The sequence below is a fragment of the Stenotrophomonas sp. CFBP8994 genome, assembly GCF_034044835.1.
Classification (GTDB): Bacteria; Pseudomonadota; Gammaproteobacteria; order Xanthomonadales; family Xanthomonadaceae; genus Stenotrophomonas; species Stenotrophomonas rhizophila_A.
On record NZ_JAXCWT010000003.1, the window covers coordinates 253,157 to 269,121 of the forward strand.

The 15,965-nt window shown below is 66.3% G+C and carries 14 protein-coding genes; 7 read left to right on the plus strand and 7 right to left on the minus strand.

From position 1 onward, the window contains the following. Positions 1–52: 52 nt before the first annotated feature. A complete protein-coding gene (locus SOM39_RS09630; RefSeq protein WP_320458213.1) occupies positions 53–1,210 on the plus strand; it encodes a PQQ-dependent sugar dehydrogenase in 1,158 nt (385 codons plus the stop codon). Positions 1,211–1,436: 226 nt separating this feature from the next. On the opposite strand, the gene SOM39_RS09635 is transcribed toward SOM39_RS09630, so the two are convergent. From SOM39_RS09635 to tsaD, 5 genes are all read right to left on the minus strand, one after another. Then, positions 1,437–2,060 (minus strand): hypothetical protein, encoded by a 624-nt coding sequence (locus tag SOM39_RS09635; protein WP_320458214.1) that lies wholly within the window; start codon positions 2,058–2,060, stop codon positions 1,437–1,439. Positions 2,061–2,188: 128 nt separating this feature from the next. Next, complete coding sequence (gene bglX / locus SOM39_RS09640) at positions 2,189–4,363, minus strand: beta-glucosidase BglX (protein WP_320458215.1); 2,175 nt, start codon at positions 4,361–4,363, stop codon at positions 2,189–2,191. A gap of 82 nt (positions 4,364–4,445) precedes the next feature. Further along, a complete protein-coding gene (locus SOM39_RS09645) occupies positions 4,446–5,708 on the minus strand; it encodes a mechanosensitive ion channel family protein (RefSeq protein WP_093532980.1) in 1,263 nt (420 codons plus the stop codon). A 102-nt stretch (positions 5,709–5,810) separates the two neighbouring features. Then, positions 5,811–6,164 carry a dihydroneopterin aldolase gene (gene folB / locus SOM39_RS09650; RefSeq protein WP_093532979.1) on the minus strand — a complete coding sequence of 118 codons (354 nt, stop codon included), beginning with the start codon at positions 6,162–6,164 and terminating at the stop codon, positions 5,811–5,813. Between the two features lie 844 nt (positions 6,165–7,008). Further along, positions 7,009–8,034: a tRNA (adenosine(37)-N6)-threonylcarbamoyltransferase complex transferase subunit TsaD gene (gene tsaD / locus SOM39_RS09660; RefSeq protein WP_068848772.1), complete on the minus strand. Its 1,026-nt coding sequence runs from the start codon at positions 8,032–8,034 to the stop codon at positions 7,009–7,011. Between the two features lie 167 nt (positions 8,035–8,201). Between tsaD and rpsU the strand changes: the two genes are divergently transcribed. The 6 genes from rpsU (at position 8,202) to SOM39_RS09690 (ending at position 13,555) form a co-directional block, all read left to right on the plus strand. Beyond that, the gene (rpsU, locus tag SOM39_RS09665; RefSeq protein WP_002808376.1) at positions 8,202–8,417 is read left to right on the plus strand and encodes a 30S ribosomal protein S21; all 216 of its coding nucleotides are present in this window, start codon (positions 8,202–8,204) and stop codon (positions 8,415–8,417) included. Between the two features lie 115 nt (positions 8,418–8,532). Continuing rightward, the gene (locus SOM39_RS09670; RefSeq protein WP_093532977.1) at positions 8,533–8,979 is read left to right on the plus strand and encodes a GatB/YqeY domain-containing protein; all 447 of its coding nucleotides are present in this window, start codon (positions 8,533–8,535) and stop codon (positions 8,977–8,979) included. Between the two features lie 179 nt (positions 8,980–9,158). Then, positions 9,159–10,109, plus strand: a complete 951-nt coding sequence (locus tag SOM39_RS09675) for a YihY/virulence factor BrkB family protein (protein WP_083214047.1) — start codon at positions 9,159–9,161, stop codon at positions 10,107–10,109. Between the two features lie 64 nt (positions 10,110–10,173). Then, on the plus strand, positions 10,174–11,898 hold the full coding sequence (dnaG, locus tag SOM39_RS09680) for a DNA primase (RefSeq protein ID WP_095364463.1): 1,725 nt from the start codon (positions 10,174–10,176) through the stop codon (positions 11,896–11,898). 24 nt (positions 11,899–11,922) lie between these two features. After that, positions 11,923–12,510, plus strand: coding sequence for a beta-lactamase hydrolase domain-containing protein (locus SOM39_RS09685; protein WP_320458216.1), 588 nt, complete (start codon positions 11,923–11,925; stop codon positions 12,508–12,510). A 52-nt stretch (positions 12,511–12,562) separates the two neighbouring features. Next, positions 12,563–13,555, plus strand: coding sequence for a bile acid:sodium symporter family protein (locus SOM39_RS09690; protein ID WP_184124380.1), 993 nt, complete (start codon positions 12,563–12,565; stop codon positions 13,553–13,555). A 301-nt stretch (positions 13,556–13,856) separates the two neighbouring features. On the opposite strand, the gene SOM39_RS09695 is transcribed toward SOM39_RS09690, so the two are convergent. After that, on the minus strand, positions 13,857–14,597 hold the full coding sequence (locus tag SOM39_RS09695) for a hypothetical protein (RefSeq protein WP_320458217.1): 741 nt from the start codon (positions 14,595–14,597) through the stop codon (positions 13,857–13,859). A gap of 482 nt (positions 14,598–15,079) precedes the next feature. Further along, a complete protein-coding gene (locus SOM39_RS09700; RefSeq protein ID WP_320458218.1) occupies positions 15,080–15,904 on the minus strand; it encodes a calcium-binding protein in 825 nt (274 codons plus the stop codon). Between the last annotated feature and the right edge of the window lie 61 nt (positions 15,905–15,965).

The following is a 15,965-nucleotide window of genomic DNA, read 5'->3' on the forward strand; positions in this document are numbered from 1 at the left end:
CCATGGTGTACAACAACGGCTGGCCATTCGCGTCCCCTTCCGGAGATTTCCCATGACCCGCCGCCTGCTGCTCAGTCTTGCCCTCGCCGCCACCCCCGCCCTGTTCACCACCGCCTGCGTGGCCGCCGATACGCCCGCGGCGGCCGCCGCGCCCGCGCTGGAAAAGGCGCAGTGGCCGTTCACCGCCACCGAATTTGCCACCTTCGACCAGCCTTGGGCGATGAGCTTCCTGCCTGATGGCAGCCTGCTGGTGACCGAGAAGGAAGGCCGGTTGAAGCACTTCAACCTGACCACCCGAAAGAGCGCGGAGATCACCGGCGTGCCCAAGGTGGCCTACGGCGGCCAGGGCGGCTTCGGGGATGTGCTGCCGCACCCGGACTTCGCGAAGAACGGCTTTGTGTACCTGAGCTACGCCGAGGAAGGCGACAAGGATACGCGCGGTGCCGCCGTGGGCCGCGCCAAGCTGGTGCTGGCCGCCGATGGCAGCGGCACGCTGGAAGACTTCAAGGTGATCTGGCGCCAGACCCCGAAGGTGGAAGGCAAAGGCCATTACGGCCACCGCCTGGCCTTCGGACCGGACGGCAAGCTGTGGATCACCTCCAGCGAGCGGCAGAAGTTCGATCCGGCGCAGGACATGTCCGGCAACCTGGGCAAGATCATCCGCCTCAACGACGACGGCAGCGTGCCGGCCGACAATCCGTTTGCCTCCCAGGGCGGCGTGGCCACGCAGGTGTGGTCATTGGGCCATCGCAACGCGCTGGGCATCGCCTTCGATGCGCGCGGCAAGCTGTGGGTGCACGAGATGGGACCGGCCGGTGGCGATGAGTTGAACCTGATCACGCGCGGGGCCAATTACGGTTACCCGATCGTGTCCAACGGCAACCATTACGACGGCCGCGACATTCCCGACCACAGCACGCGCCCGGAATTCGCCGCGCCGAAGGTGACCTGGACCCCGGTGATTTCGCCGGCCGGTTTCATCATCTACAGCGGCACGCTGTTCCCGCAGTGGACCGGCAGCGGCTTCATCGGCGGGTTGTCGTCCACCTCGCTGGTGCGGGTGGCCTTCGACGGCGACAACGCGCGCGAAGCCGAGCGCTTCCTGATGGGCGAACGGATCCGCGAAGTGGAACAGGGCCCGGATGGCGCGATCTGGCTGCTGGAAGATGGCAGCAAGGGCAAGCTGTTGAAGCTCACTCCGAAGGGGTGATGCAGGTGGGAGCGCCGGGCGATGCCCGGCCTTCCCCGCCGACGTTCATGCCATTACCGAACGCGGGCAATGCCACGGCGGTCGATCGGGATGCGACCCTACCAGCGCGCAGTCCCGACCGGCCCAACCGGCCCGGTCGGCGGTGATGGGGGTAGGGTCGGTTCCCAAACGACTGCCGCTGCGCCATCAACATCCGGTAACGCATGACCTCCAACGAAGGCATGCGTCATTGTCCGATATTGTTGACCTTGACGTCGCTCTTCGTGCATTCCTTGTCCAGGCAGGTGCCGTTGATCCACACCTCGCCCTGGCCCAGCATCACGCCCTGCCAGTTGACGAACAGGGTGTCGAACTTCTGCTCGGCGATCAGCTTGGCCAGCGCCGGGGTCACGATCCTGTCGTAGTCGCGCTGGAAAGCGGCGGCATCAGCCACCTTCTGGTTCTTGCCGGCGATGGTGACCCGCACCGGGTACCGCATCAGCCCGGCCACCGCGGCACGGTCACCTGCGGCAACACCACGCTGCAGTTCGTTGAACACACTTTCGTACGGGGCGGCATCCCCCAGCAGCTGGGTGATGCGCTCGCGTGCGCCACCCTCTGCTTCGGCAGATGCATCCGCAGGCGTCGCCGCCGAATCGGTCCCCGCTACCGGGGGAGCCGTATCCGGCGTGGCCGCCGTGCTGGGCTCCACCGCATCCGGCGACAACCCGGCCTGCGGCGCATCCTCGGCGGCCGTGGGCGCGGTGACCGGCGGCGATGTCGAAGGCGCCGCCGCTTCATTGGCCGGCGGCGTGGGCTGGCTGCACGCAGCCAGCATCAACGTGGGTAGCAGGATCTTGATCAGGCGCATGCACGGCTCCGTCGATATCTCGAAGATGCCAGCGTAGCCCGCATGGCGTGCAGCACCCATGACGGTAGTGCCAGGCCCTGCCTGGCAAGCGCGCGGTGATGGATCGCCGGGCAGGGCCCGGCGCCACATCACTTGGCCAGCAGCTCGAAGATCACCGGCTCACCGGCGGCAGACGACGCACACACCCACACATCGAACTGGCCCGGCTCCGCACGGAACACGCCATCACGGCCGGTGAAGCCCAGCGCATGACGATCCAGCGTGAAGCGCACGTCCGTGCTCTCGCCCGGCTGCAATGCCACCTTGCGGAAATCCTTCAGCTCGCGCACCGGCCGCACGCGGCTGGCCACGCGGTCGTGGATGTACAGCTGCACCACTTCCTCACCCGCCACCGCACCGGTGTTGGTCAGGGTGGTGGTGATCTCCAGCGTGTCATCCCAGCCCAGCTGGGCGCTGTTCAACTGGGGCACGCCGTAAGCGAAGGTGGTGTAGCCGAGGCCGTGCCCGAACGGATACAGCGCCGCGTTCGGAATCTCGCGCCAGCGTGCCTTGAACTCCGACATGGTCGGCAGTTCCGGGCGGCCGGTGCGCGGGTGGTTGTAGAAGAATGGCTGCTGCCCCGATACCTGCGGGAAGCTCACCGGCAGGCGGCCGGACGGGTTGTAATCGCCGAACAGCACATCGGCCACGGCCGGGCCGGTCTGCGTGCCCAGGTACCAGGTGATGGCCACAGCCTGCGCATTGCGCACCGCACCCTGCAGGGCCAGCGCGCGACCATTGCGCAGCAGCACCACCAGCGGCTTGCCGGTCATCGCCACGGCCTCGGCCAGTGCCTGCTGCGCTGCCGGCAGGGTGATTTCCACGCGCGACTGCGCTTCGCCGCTGTAGCGCTGCGGTTCGCCCAGCGCCAGCACCACCACGTCTGCACGCAGTGCGGCGGCGACGGCCTGTTCGATGCCGTCCTGCACGGCTGCTTCCAGGTCGCAGCCGGGTACGATCTCCAGCAGGCTTTCATCGCTGATCGCCGCGCGCACGCCGGCTTCCAGGGTGACGTAGCGCGACTTGTCGCCGAACAGCGTCCAGCAGCCTTCGATGTTGTCGCGGTCCTGCACGAACGGGCCGATCAGGGCGATCTTCTGCCCCTCCTTGCGCAGCGGCAGCACGTTGCCGTCGTTCTTGAGCAGCACGATGGAACGGCGCGCGGCATCGCGCGACAGTGCGTCATGCGCGGCGATGTAGGAGGTATCGGCTTCGCGCACCGGATCCAGCGAACGGTAGGGATCGTCGAACAGGCCGATCGCTTCCTTCAGGTTGAGGATGCGGCGCACCGATTCGTCCAGCGTGGCCATCGGCACCTCGCCGCTGTCGATCAGTCCCGGCAGGTGTTCGGCATAGAAGCCGCTCTGCATGCTGAGGTCCAGGCCGGCGGTGAAGGCCTTGGCGGTAGCGTCGCGGTCGTCGGCGGCATAACCGTGCGCGACCAGTTCCATGTCGGCGGTGTAATCGGAGATCACCACGCCCGGGAACTGCCACTCACCGCGCAGGATGTCGGTAAGCAGTTCGGCGTTGGCGCTGGCAGGCACGCCGTTGATGTCGTTGAAGGAGGACATCACGGTGATCGCACCGGCCTCGAATGCGGCCTTGAACGGCGGCAGGTGCACGTCGCGCAGGGTCTGCGGCGAGATGTCCACCATGTTGTATTCCATGCCGGCCATCACCGCGCCGTAGGCGGCGAAGTGCTTCGGGGTGGACAGCAGCGCGTCGGCGGCGCGCAGGTCCGGCCCCTGGAAGCCGCGCACGCGGGCGGCGGCGAACGCGCAGCCCAGCACCACGTCTTCACCGGCGCCTTCGGCACCGCGGCCCCAGCGCTGGTCGCGGGCGATGTCCACCGCCGGTGCGTAGGTCCAGTGCAGGCCGGCCGCGGTGGCTTCGACGGCGGTGGCGCGCGCGGTGCGCTGGGCCAGGTCCGGTTCGAAGCTGGCCGCTTCGCCCAGCGGGATCGGGAACACGGTGCGCATGCCGTGGATGACATCGGCGGCCAGGATCACCGGAATGCCCAGGCGGCTTTCTTCCAGAGCGACCTGCTGGATGCGGCGGCCGGCCTCGACGCCCACGCCGTTGAACAGCGAGCCCACCTTGCCTTCGCGCACCTGCTGCAACACCTGGTCGGCGTTGCTGACATTGGCTTCGGGGTTCACGTCCGGCGCGAACGGCCGGACCATGTCCGCGAACACACCCAGCTGGCCGACTTTTTCTTCGACGGTCATCTGGGCAATGAGGGTTTCGATGCGATCGGAGGCCACCGGCTATCCTTATGAAAACGTTTACAAGGCCGAGATTCTAGCGTTCCCGCCGCCAGCAAAGCAAAGCGCGGGGCACAGGAGCTTACTCTGCGGCGGCCCGCTGCTGCTGTGCGGTCATCAACATGGCATCGCTGGAGGCCTGGAACACGCGCAGCCCGAACGCCGGCAGGATCGCCAGCAGGTGGTCAAACACGTCTGATTGAATGCCTTCGTAGCCAGCCCAGGCGGTGGTGCGGGTGAAACAGTACACCTCCAGCGGCAGGCCTTCGGTGGTGGGCTGCAGCTGCCGTACCAGCAGCGTCATATCCGTATGGATGCCGGGGTGCTGGCGCAGGTAGCGCTCCACGTAGGCACGGAAGGTTCCCAGGTTGGTAACCCGGCGCGCGTTCACCGCCGCCACGCCCTTGGCCTGCAGCTGGGTGTTCCACTGGGTGAGCTCGGCCTGCTTTTCCCGCAGGTAGTCGCCCAGTACCGCGAACTGCTCCAGCCGCTGCAATGCCGCCGCGTCCAGGAAGCCCACGCTGTGCTGGTCCAGGTACAGCGCGCGCTTGATCCGGCGGCCGCCGGCTTCCTGCATGCCGCGCCAGTTCTTGAACGACTCGGTGACCAGCTTCTTGGTCGGGATGGTGGTGATGGTCTTGTCGAAGTTCTGCACGGTGATGGTGTGCAGGGCGATATCGATCACATCGCCATCGGCGTTCTGGCTGGGCATTTCGATCCAGTCACCGAGCCGCACGCGGCCATCGCCGCTGATCTGCACGCTGGCCACCAGCGACAGGATGGTGTCCTGGAAGACCAGCATCAATACGGCGGTGGCGGCGCCCAGGCCGGCCACCATCGGGCCGAGCTTCAGGCCCAGCAGTTCAGCAACAATGACCAGGCCTGCGGCCGCGAAGACCACGATCTTCACGACCTGCAGATAGCCCTTGATGGGCTTGTTGCGGGCATCGGGGCGGCGCTCGTAGAGCTCGTTTGCCGCATCCAGCGCGTGCGAGACCGCCAGCGCGACGGTCAGGACCGCCCAGGCCCGGCAGGCGCCGATGATGAATTCCACCAGCTGTGGCGGCAGATCCGGGACGATCCGGATGCCGGCGGCGATGACCATGCTGGGCACCACGTTGGCCAGCCGCGAGATCACCCGCAGGTTGCTGCCGCCTTCCGTGCCGGGCAGGCGGCGCACCAGCCGGCGCAGGCCGCGCAGCAGGATGCGCTTGGTGACGAAGTTGGCCAGCCAGGCGGCCAGCGCCAATGCGCACAGCACGATGGTGGTGTAGGCCCAGGGCCAGGGTTCGAGGGTGTCCTGCAGGTTTTCCAGGAGTTGTACTGCGATTACGGCGTCTACCATCGTTTACGGGTTCTCTTGGTATTGCGAGGGCCGACTGACAGTCGGCGCGACCGGGGCGCGGCCCGTGCGACAGCTGCGCGGTCAGTGCCGGGCAGCGGTGCCTCAGGCGGCGCTGCGCTCGATGATCACGCCCACGGCCTTGGCGCCACGCACCGCGCCGGGCTTGCTGAGCTTCAGGCGCAGCCACTGCACGTTGAATTCGCGCAGCACGATCTCGGCGATGCGCTCGGCCAGGGTTTCAACCAGGCCGAAGTCGGATTCGCGCACGAACTGCTCGATGCGCTTGCTCACGGCCTTGTAATTCAGGGTGTCGGCGATGTCGTCGCTGGCCGCCGGCCTGCGGTTGTCAAAGCCCATTTCCAGATCGAAGCGCAGGGTCTGGCGGATGCGCCGTTCCCAGTCGTAGATCCCGATCAGGGCATCGATCTCAAGCCCTTCGATGAATACCTTGTCCATAGGAGTGCCACGTAGAAGATGGCGACCATGGTAACGGGACGGCCCCGAACGTGCCTCGAACCGGTGCCTGGCGGCGCCCGATGTGAAATGCGGGTCGAAAAAGACAAAGGGCCCCGCGCGGGGCCCTTTGCTTTAACTCTTGTCCCCGGGTGGAGATGGGATACCCATCCGCGAGTCCCGGTGGCGCGTGAGGCAGAAATTACGTGGGCGGCGCTACGCCGTCAACCATTGTTGACTGGAATTGGGACGAGTTTCGCTCTTGCGGTCGATTCAATAGAGACAGTCAATCAGGCTCCGCAGATCGATTGAGACAACCTCGCAACAGCCTCCTGATCCCTGATGTTCACAGCACCGCCTGCCACTCCATCCTCCACCCATCGGACATGAGGGGCCAGCAGTGTGCATATGGAAGACGCAGTAAGACGTGCTTTGTCGGAAGAACGGCTGCGCACATTCGATTGTGCAGTCACCTGCAGCACACAGTGCACACCACTCGAACTTTACCTCTGGAATGCACGCATCTCCGCCGCGTTTCTGGTGCCGCTGCACATTGGCGAGGTGGTGACCCGCAACGCCGTATCCGATGCGCTTACCCGAATCCATGGGCCGCGGTGGGATGCCATTGCACGGGATCCGGGCTGAGATGCACCGTGATCTCGAGCAGATCCGGCGTCTGCGTAATCGTATCGCGCACCATGAACCCATCTTCGGGAGGGCATTGGCCGACGACTATGCGGCCATCGAGCGAGTAGTGAAGCTGCGCTGCCCGCGCACAGCGGCATGGATGGCCGGACACGATATGGTGAGGCCACTGCTGCGGAATCGACCGGTCTGACGCCGACTGCTACACCGCCGGCAGCGTCGCCATGTCCCAGCGCGGGGTGACCTGCACCTGCGGCGGGTTGTGCTGGCCGGCCTCCAGGCGCAGCGCGCCGGCGAAGGCGATCATGGCGCCGTTGTCGGTGCACAGCGAAGGGCGCGGGAAGCACGCCCGGCCACCGCGGCGTTCGGCCATCTGCTGCAGCTTGGCCCGCAGGCGCTTGTTGGCGCCCACGCCACCGGCCACCACGATCACGTCGGTACCGGCCGCATCCAGCGCGCGCTCGCATTTGATGGCCAGCGTTTCAACCACGGCATCTTCAAAGCCGCGCGCGATGTCGGCGCGGGTCTGCTCGCTCTGGTCGCTGTCGCGCCAGGCCAGCAGCACCTGGGTCTTCAGGCCGGAGAAGCTGAAATCCAGCCCGGGCCGGTCGGTCATCGGGCGGGTGAACTTGAACCTGCCCGGGGTGCCCTGTTCGGCCAGGGCCGCCAGTTGCGGGCCACCCGGGTACGGCAGGCCCATCAGCTTGGCGGTCTTGTCGAAGGCTTCGCCGGCGGCATCGTCCAGGGTCTCGCCGAGCAGGCGGTACTGACCGATCCGGTCTACCGCCACCAGCTGGGTATGCCCGCCGGACACCAGCAGGGCCACGAACGGCGGCTCCGGCGGGTCGTCTTCCATCAGGGGGGCCAGCAGATGGCCTTCCATATGGTGGACGCCCACCGCAGGCACCTCCAGCGCCCAGGCGAGCGAACGGGCCACGCCCGCGCCCACCAGCAGGGCGCCGACCAGCCCCGGGCCGGCCGTGTAGGCCACCCCGTCGATGTCGCCCACGCCCAGCCCCGCCTCGGCCAGGGTCTGGCGGATCAGGGGGAGCAGCTTGCGCACGTGGTCACGGCTGGCCAGTTCAGGCACCACCCCGCCGTATTCGGCGTGAAGGGCGATCTGGCTGTACACGGCATGGGCGCGCAGGGCGTCCGGGCCGGCCACGGCGGTGTCATACACCGCCACACCGGTCTCATCGCAGGAAGATTCGATACCAAGGACTCGCATAACGGGTATTATGGACCTCTTGAGGCCTTGGCAGACGTACCGCCGACGTGCCCTTCACTACCCCAGGCCAGGATCTTTGCCGGGGTGGGTTGCAACTTCTTTTCTCGCCGCTATAATGTGCGGCTCTCACCGGGCGTGACCCGGTTCTACTGTGTCCCGGAGATTCCATGCCCAGCGTTAAAGTCCGCGAGAACGAGCCCTTCGAGTTTGCGCTCCGTCGCTTCAAGCGCACCTGCGAAAAGGCCGGCGTGCTGGCCGAAACCCGCAAGCGCGAGTTCTACGAAAAGCCGACCCAGGAGCGCAAGCGTAAGGCTGCCGCTGCTGTGAAGCGTCAGCTGCGCCGCTCGTCGCGCGACGTCACCAAGCGTCAGCGCCTGTACTGATCGGACGCAACTTCGATGCGGCAGGCTTGTCCTGTCGCGACGGAGCCGAAGCCGGAACGCGCGAGCGTTACCGGCTTTTTGCGTTTCCACCCTTTTCATCGATACGAGGTGTTCCATGAGCCTGAAGCTGCAGCTCACCGAAGACATGAAGGCCGCCATGAAGGCGGGCGACAAGCACAAGCTGTCCGTGATCCGCCTGATCAAGGCGGAAATCCAGCGCCGCGAAGTGGATGAGCGCGTCGAGCTGGACGACACCGCTGTGATCGCCGTGCTCGACAAGATGGTCAAGCAGCGCAAGGACTCGATCAGCCAGTACGAAGCAGCCCAGCGTGAAGACCTGGCGCAGATCGAGCGCGACGAACTGGTGGTGATCGACACCTACCTGCCGGCCAAGATGGGCGAAGCCGAGATCGTGGCTGCGATCCAGGCCGCCGTTGCCGAAACGGGCGCCGCCAGCGCTGCCGACATGGGCAAGCTGATGGGCGCGCTGAAGCCGAAGCTGGCCGGCCAGGCCGACATGGGCCTGGTCTCCAAGCTGGTGAAGGCGCACTTCGCCGGTTGAGTGAGCGGGGGGACACGACCAACGGTATGCCCACGCTGCGCGCGGGCACCCTTCGGGCCGTCGTAAACGACGTTAGGTGCGGCTTTCGCCGCACCTTGCGTGTCCTAGCGGTAGGCGCCCACCGTTGATGGGCCCGCGTTTCACCCGGTCTTCGAACCGGGCCTGCTAGAAATCCAGGCATGTCTTCGCTGCCGCCCTCTCCCGCGCCCGAGCCTGCGCACGACCCTTCCCGCGTTCCGCCCCGCCTGCGCAAGTACGTGGACCGGCTTGAACGCAGCTTTCCGGTCGCCGTGGGCAAACGCTTCGTCGATGTGGACGTGCTGACCCAGGCCGCATCGGTGTCCTTCTATGCCCTGCTGTCGATGGCGCCGTTGCTGGTGCTGCTGCTGTGGCTTACCGCTTCGCTGTACCCGCCCGCACAGCAGGCGCTGATCGGCCAGATCAACGATGTGGCCGGCAGCAGCGCGGCCACCGTGGCCGATACCGTGCTCAAGAACGCCGACAACCAGCCCTCGATGGGCTCGCTGGCCGGGATGTGGAGCACGCTGTTGCTGTTCATCGGCGCCACGGCGGTGTTCGCCCAGCTGCAGAACGCGCTCAACCTGATCTTCAACACCAGCGGCGAACGCCTGGACGGCATCGTGGCGTGGCTGCGCAAGCGCGTGTTTTCCTTCGGCGTGGTGCTGGCGCTGGGCTTCCTGCTGATCCTGTCGATGACCGCCACCACCATGCTGCAGGTGGCGTTCGCGCAGCTGCCCTCGGTGCTGCCGGCGGTGGGTTACCTGACCAGCCTGCTGCTGTACACGGTGGGCTTCGCATTCCTCTACCACTACCTGCCCGACCGCCGCGTGGCCTGGCGACAGGCGTTCATCGGCGGGGTGATCACCTCGGCGCTGTTCGCGCTGGGCCGCTATGCCATCGGGCTGTACATCGCCACGGTGGCGCCGGGCAGCGCCTACGGCTCGATGGGCGCGCTGGTGATCTCGCTGGTGTGGATCTACTACGCCACGGTGGTGTTCTTCGTGGGCGCGCTGATGACGGCGGTGATCGACGAGCGCCTGCGTGCCCGCGTGCACCTGGCCGAGGCCGGCATCGTGCCGCCGAAACCGGGCGAAGGCACCGCCAGCTAGTAGACTAGCGGGGTCCCCCGCTTCCGTGCGTGGCCGTTGCCGGCCGTGCCCCCTGCTGCTGCCCATGGCCCGTATCCCCGACGCATTCATCGACGACCTGCTGGCCCGCTCCGACATCGTCGAAGTGGTGGGCAGCCGCGTGCCGCTGAAGCGCCAGGGCAAGGAATATTCGGCGCGCTGCCCGTTCCATGACGAGCGCTCGGCCTCGTTCACGGTCTCGCCCACCAAGCAGTTCTACCACTGCTTCGGCTGCGGCGCGCACGGCACCGCGATCAGCTTCCTGATGAACTACGATCGCCTCGAGTTCCTCGACGCGGTCGATGAGCTGGCCAAGCGCGTGGGCATGGAAGTACCACGCGATACCCAGCCGCGCACCGCCCAGCAGCAGGACGACAGCCGCGAGCTGTACGCCGCGCTGGATGCGGCCACGCGCTTCTTCCAGAAGTCGCTGGAGGGAAGCGACACCGCCCGTGCCTACCTGGACCAGCGCGGCGTGGACGAGGAAAACCGCACGCGCTTTGCGATCGGCTACGCACCCGATGGCTACAGCGCGCTGAAGGATGCATTGGGCAAGGACGAGCGGCGCATGAAGCTGCTTGACCGCGCCGGGCTGTTTTCCAAGAACGACCGCGGCCATGTCTACGACAAGTTCCGCGACCGGGTGATGTTCCCGATCTTCGACCGGCGCGGGCGCGTGATCGCCTATGGCGGCCGGGTGCTCGAGAAGGACGACGGCCCCAAGTACCTCAACTCGCCCGAGACCGCGCTGTTCCACAAGGGCCGCGAGCTGTACGGCCTGTGGCAGGTGCGCCAGGCCAACCAGAAGATCGAACGGCTGATCGTGGTGGAAGGCTACATGGACGTGGTGTCGCTGTTCCAGTTCGGGGTCACCCAGGCGGTGGCCACGCTGGGCACGGCGACCACGCCGGACCATGCCGAGCTGCTGTTCCGCAACGCGCCGGATGTGTTCTTCTGCTTCGACGGCGACGCCGCCGGCCGCCGCGCCGGCTGGCGCGCGCTGGAATCGGTGCTGCCGCGCATGAAGGATGGCCGCCAGGCGTTCTTCCTGTTCCTGCCCGATGGCGAAGACCCCGACACCATCGTGCGCAAGGAAGGCAAGGACGGCTTCGACGAGCGCCTGAAGCAGGCCACGCCGTTGTCGCAGTTCTTCTTCGATGAGCTCACCCGCGAAGTGAACATGGCCACGCTGGATGGCAAGGCACGCCTGGCCGAACGCGCGCGGCCGATGCTGGCGCAGATTCCCGATGGCGCCTTCGGCGACCTGATGAAGCAGCAGCTGGCCACGTTGACCGGGCTGGGCGCCAAACCGGCCGCCGCGCCGGCATCGCGCCCGCCGGCACGCGCCGTGGCACCCGCGCAGCGGCGCAGCCTGGTACGCGCGGCCATTGCCATCCTGCTGCAGCAGCCGTCGCTGGCGATGACGCTGGAAGGCCACCACTTCGGTGGCCTGCGCCTGCCCGGGGTGGAGCTTCTGATCGAGCTGCTCACGCTGGTGGAACAGCGCCCGGACATCAGCACCGGCGCACTGCTGGAGCACTTCGAAGGCCGCGAAGAGCAGGAATCGCTGCACAAGCTGGCCGCGCAGACGCTGCCCGGCGATGAGGCGATGTGGAACCAGGAACTGCACGATGCGGTGGCGCAGCTGGAAAAACAGCTGTTGCTGCAACGTCTTGAGGAGCTTCAGGCAAAGCAGCGGCAGCAGGGTCTGGACGATACTGACAAGTACGAACTGCGCGAGCTGTTGAAGGCGCGCGCCACGCTGCGTTGACCGATGAGGGAGGAAGGTGAAGTGATGCGACGTTGGAACCGCCCCGCCTTCTTCAGTGCCTTCCTGCTGTGTCTGGTTGCCCTGGCTCCGGTGGGCAGCGAGGCAGGGCCTCGCTCTACGCAGGACGGGTTGGATGCTCGGCTGGTAGAGCGAGGCCCTGCCTCGCTGGCCGACGCCGACCTCGCCCGAACCTTCAGGAATCCCGCCAAAGACCTCTACACCGGCGGGCAACCGACTGCAGCACAACTGCAGCAGGCCGCCACGGCAGGCATCACCACCGTGATCGACCTGCGCCAACCCACCGAAGACCGCGGCTTCGACGAAACCGCCACGGCGGCGTCGCTCGGCCTGCACTACGTGCGCATCCCGGTCGCCGGTGCTGCCGGCCTTACCCCCGCCAAGGTGCAGGCCCTGCAGGCCGCACTGGCCCAGGCCAAGGGCCCGGTACTGCTGCACTGTGCCTCCGGCAACCGCGTCGGCGCGCTGCTGGCCCTGATGAAAGCGCAACAGGGCGCATCCACCGAACAGGCCCTGCAGTTCGGCCGCGAGGCCGGCATGACCTCGCTGGAAGCCCAGACCCGCACCCTGCTCGAGCAGGACACCGCGCGTTGATGCTGCTGCCGCTTCACCCCCTTTCCCCCTGCTCTACAGGAGCCTGCCCACCATGACCCGCTGGTGGTCGCGCCTGCGACCGGACAACTTCACCCTCGCCCTGCTCGGCACCGTGCTGCTGGCGTCGTTCCTGCCGATGCACGGTCCTGCGGCCATGGTGCTGGACGATGTCACCGACGTGGCCATCGCTGCGCTGTTCTTCCTGCACGGCGCGCGCCTGCCGCGCGAATCGATCATGGCCGGGCTGCTGCACTGGCGCCTGCACCTGACCATCCTGGCCTGCACGTTCGTGCTGTTCCCGCTGTTCGGGCTGGCGTTCAAGCCGCTGGATGGCTGGCTGCTAACCCCCGAGCTGTACATCGGCGTGCTGTTCCTGTGCGCGTTGCCGTCCACGGTCCAGTCATCGATCGCGTTCACCTCGCTGGCGCGCGGCAACGTGCCCGCAGCAGTGGTCAGCGCTTCGCTGTCCAGCATCCTCGGCGTGTTCCTCACCCCGCTGCTGCTGGCCCTGCTGGCCGGCACCGCAGGCGGCATGCACAACCCCGGCCAGGCCATCCTGAGCATCATGCTGCAGCTGCTGGTGCCCTTCGTGGCCGGCCACCTGCTGCGCCCGTGGATCGCCCGCTGGGTGGAACGGCAGCGCGCGCTGCTGCGCTATACCGACCAGGGCACGATCCTGCTGGTGGTGTATTCGGCCTTCGGTGAAGCGGTGAACGAAGGGCTGTGGAGCAAGACCCCGCTGCTGTCGCTGCTCACCGTGGCGGTGGTGGCGGCGGTGCTGCTGGGCATCGCCATGCCGACGATTGCCTTCCTGTCACGGCGGCTGGGCTTCAACCGCGAAGACCGCATCACCATCCTGTTCTGCGGCTCGAAGAAGAGCCTGGCCACCGGCGTGCCGATGGCCAAGATCCTGTTCGCCGGCGGCAGCCTGGGCGCCATCGTGCTGCCGATCATGATCTACCACCAGATCCAGCTGATCGTCTGCGCGGTGATCGCACAGCGCTACGCACGCGACCCCGTGGTGAACCCCGCGCCATTGGACTGACGGCGCAGCGCGCGGTACGCGGTACGCGGTACGCGGCACGCGGCACGCGGTACGTGGCACGCGGTACGCGGCACGCGGCACGCGGCACGCGGCGATGTTGGTAGGGTCGCTTCCCAAACGACCGCCGATAACGGTGATCAGCCGATGGTGGGCATGACAATCATCGGAACTGCGCTTTGCGACGTGGCGTCGGCCAGGGTCATGCCGCCACCGCGCTGATCATTGCTACCGGCGGTCGTTTGGGAAGCGACCCTACCGAGCGGTCCCGCTGCCACCAGCGGGACCGCGAGCCATCGCCGCTTCAGTCCCTCACGGCCGCGGCGATCTCCTGTAACACGGCGGCTTTGGGCCCCACGTCTCCTTCGCCCGTGGCAATCAACGTGTAGACCTTGCTGTCTCCAGCCCAGACCAGCGTTGCTCGGCTGCGACCCCTGTCATCAGCGACCAGTTCGAGTTTCGCCGGCGTACCGTTGACGCGGGCGTTCTGTAGTTCGGCAATTACCTCGATGCTTGTGCCCGGCGTACGATAATTGTCTTCATTGAACTCAACGATTCCCACTCCATTCAAACGATAGAATCGAGTCAGGCCACTGGACTTCAGGCCGTCCAGAGCGCCGCTCGGTTCCATTCCCATCAGCTCTGCTGCGCCGAGCATCGTGCGTTGCAGGTCGGTGGGTGGAGTAGGCAACCGACCACGCAGTTCGGCGTTGGAACGCACGGTCCTTGGCAATGAAGAGATCATTGTCGCCTGGGAGGGAATCTCACCATCGGTGACCTGTTTCACCCCTGACGCGTTCCTGGCCATCTCGGCACGGAAGTGTTGCTTGACCTCCTCCGGTGCATCCAACTCAGACAACGGAATGATGCGATAGGTGCCTTCCAGTTCCCCGCGGCGGGCACCAGGACTACTATCTTCAAGTGCGGCACGCATGGTGCGCTCGTTAAGCCACTTTCCTACGGCATCTACCTCGTTCTGAGCGCCATGGCCTTGGGCGCTGCACAGCAGCCCGGAAATCAAGAAGGGGATGGTCAGAGACTTCATCAAGTTCACCATTCGGTCAGGCTGCAGTTGACTGCATATGTGTGGCGAGTGTTCACCGCTCCTGTTACCACCGCTCCCATGATGCCTTTGGACAAGGCCATTCGAACTCCAGCAGATTGCGCGAGCAGATTCTCGCGTGGTCTGTTCTACGGAGCTGCTTCCAATGAAAGTGGGCGCTGCGTCTTGTTACCTGCTCGGGAAATCGGGGCCACACTTCGTCGCGGAGGTTCCCTATAGGCGACCGTGCTTGATGCGCCAAGGCAGGACGATCCGCGCTCCGTTCGGATTGGGCATGGACAATCAAGACTGGATACAACATGTCGCGAGCGGCAGATGGCAATCGCCGTTTCGACGGGGGCATGTCCGGCATTACTCCGTCATGGGTCATGCCGCCACCGCGCTGATCATTGCTACCGGCGGTCGTTTGGGAAGCGACCCTACCAATGCCGTTCCCAGCCCAGCGTGTTCCGCGCCGACCGGCGTCAGCGGTCGGTCAACGTGCCTACGCTCAGCTCCGGCAGGTACACCCATACGTCGTACGTGCGATCCGGGTCCGTGTCGGCGACCGGATCGCGCGCCGGCCGCTCGAGCAGCGGCATCGCGCGGCAGGGGCTCATGCAGTGCCAGGTGTGGCCACGCAGTGCCTCTACGCGCACGCTGTACAGCGGCAGGTCCAGAAGGAACGCCGTCATGGTGCGATGCTGCATTTCCGGGGGCGCATCTTCGAACGGGTGGCGCATCGCATGCACGTTGCCTGTCAGTACCAGCATCCGCGACGCACTGGGCAGCGCGTTGAACTGTTGGCGCACATGGGTGGCCATCTCCGCGTCGCGATCCACGTCGCTGTCGTACGCGCTGATCTCAATGTCGTAGCCCGCTACAGCGATATCGCGACCCTGTGCCCGCAGCACGCGCAGCGTTTCGATCAACGCCAGCATGTCGCGGCTGCGCCGCCCGTCATGCTGGCCATCTTTCACCCGCCAGAACGGCGAGGTGCGCAGTGCTTCGCGCGCATCCGCATCGCCGTTGGAGCGCAGGTATCGTGCCAGTGCCGCGTTCTCGCTCATCGGCAGCTCCAACCCCAGCCGCACGGACGCGTTGTCGCGGCTGTAGCGTTCCATCAGGTCGGCGACCAGCAGCGGCGTTTCGGCGGTGCCGTGGTATTCGCCGAGCACCACCAGCCGGTGGTCGCCCGCCAAGGTCACGATCTGTGTTGCGGTGTCACCGACACCGCCTGCCGGCACGGCGGCGGCTGTGCCGCACACCATCGAAGCCACCATCACAGCCATCCAGAGCCATCGCTTCATGCCGTCACGTCCTGTTGGGGTCATGAAAGCAATGGCGACGCGATGGCCGCTTTCAAGGCCG